The organism is Neobacillus niacini (assembly GCF_000759675.1).
Lineage (GTDB): Bacteria > Bacillota > Bacilli > Bacillales > Cytobacillaceae > Neobacillus > Neobacillus niacini_A.
Genome location: NZ_BAWM01000103.1, coordinates 830 through 2,825 on the forward strand (window position 1 = coordinate 830; position 1,996 = coordinate 2,825).

Annotated in this window: 1 protein-coding gene; it reads right to left on the reverse strand. The window is 32.0% G+C overall.

Annotated elements, in window-relative coordinates; genetic code table 11:
• Window positions 1-766: 766 nt before the first annotated feature.
• A complete protein-coding gene (locus TR08_RS24085; protein WP_238579234.1) occupies window positions 767-1,660 on the reverse strand; it encodes a putative RNA methyltransferase in 894 nt (297 codons plus the stop codon).
• Window positions 1,661-1,996 lie beyond the last annotated feature (336 nt).

Below are 1,996 nucleotides of genomic sequence, written 5' to 3' on the forward strand. Positions count from 1 at the left end.
AGCTACTCCATCAAAAAGAACGTACGTTCCTTTTAATGCGATTATATACCACAATTAACCAATAGTCTATTTCTATTGAACTATCCTGCTTCGTTAGTTCAACAAAAAAAGCCGCCTGAAATGGCAGCTAGATCTATAAGTAGCTCACCCGTTAGAATAAACGGAGCGGGTCCAAACAAATCTTTATAATGATTCCAATACCTCTTGCTCTAATTTTTGTATCATTGATTCTGCTAGTTCTATTACGTCCTTTTATACACCGAAGTTATTTTCTCTTACGAACGAGAATTGGATACACAGAGATTCATCATTGTTTTCGTATTCCTCTAATGTTAGATAATCCTTTTCGGAAACTATCTTAGCCTCTGTTGCCATATATTCTCTAATGTTTAATCCATAATTTTAGGATAGAACATAGTGGATCTGGAATATAAATTATGTTTTTAATAATAGCGGATGTGTCATTTGAATATCACCTTTTTTATGTATTTGCCACTTCCAAGTAAAAGCAACTTAAATATTATATTTTAAAAAAATTAAAAACCCTACATTGGATTTTTTTATTTCGTTAATTAAAATACCACACCTTAATTGAAGTAACACCCCTGTTAATTGTTGAACAACAAAAGGTTAGCCTCGTTATATGTAAAAAGAAATAGACCGCCTTAAGGCGATCCAAAATTATTGTATTAATGCACCCGTTAGTTGAAGAACATACTTTAGGGTAGTCCCATCACGAGACTACCCTAATAAAAGTCCTATTTTTCTAAATTGTGTTTTTACCGATTAATATATCCAAATCAACAGTTATTTCAGCAGAATCCTTATTTAAAAAAGATTTTACTCGTTCCTCTGTTGTTGTCCAAGTTAAAGGGGTCATTTGAACCAATGATTGAATTAAAGGTTTATTAAGGTTCATGGTGTAACTTAACCTTGAACTATCAACAAATTGAAAACTCTCATTAAACCTCTCCACTGTATCTGCATTAGAATAATTTTGTTTTTCAGGTTTATGAAAAAGATGTTCCCTTAATTCTTTTAAATAGCCACTTTGCGGCACAACTTTAATTACTATACCGTCAGCTTTCAACATTCTTTTAAATTCAGCATAATTTGAAGGAGATAAGATATTAAGAATAACATCGAACTGTGTATTCTTAAAGGGTGTGTTTGCAAGATCAGCCACAGCCCAAATCTTATTAGTGTAGTTCTTAGAAGCTACCATGATACCTTCTTTAGAAATGTCTATTCCTACTCCAACTACTCTTTTATAAGAGTCAGAACTAACAATATCGCAAATATTAGAAAGATGCGAACCCTCACCACACCCAGTATCAAGTATAGATATTGTTTCATTTGTTTTAACAACATGATTATGCATAACTTTTGCAATGGCATGACTTAATGGTTCAAAAAAGGCACCTTCGGTAATAAGTTTTCTTCGTGCTTCAAAAAGACCTTTGCTGTACTTGGTGTATACTGAGTGAGTTGAAAAGTTGATATATCCTTGCTTGGCAAAATCAAACGTATGATTATTTGAGCAGATTAAACTTTTAAACTCCAAAACCTTCATAGACAAATTACAAATTGGACAAGCAAAAATGGTTTCAAAATTGCTCACATATTTTGCACTCTTTATTCTTTTATTCTCTTGTAACAAAGAAGTCACCTCATTCATTCGTTTTTAGATAAATGAAAAAGGCATAGACAAATAAACCCTCATCATATTTTTAAAAAATATGAGTTGGATTTGAAAAATAGTCTATACCTATTTCTATCTATAACGAATGAATTTAATAATCATGGAAATAGCTCCTTATTTACATAGATTGGGATTAAACCCACAAACAATAATAACAACCATTATAGTATTTGCAAATAAATGTTTACCTCTTTATAAACACTTTTTTTCTTAAACTAGTCGAGTAGAATGGAGCCTTTCTACCTTACGGTAGATTGTACTCCACCCCCTCCCAGAACCGTGCTTGCACTATTA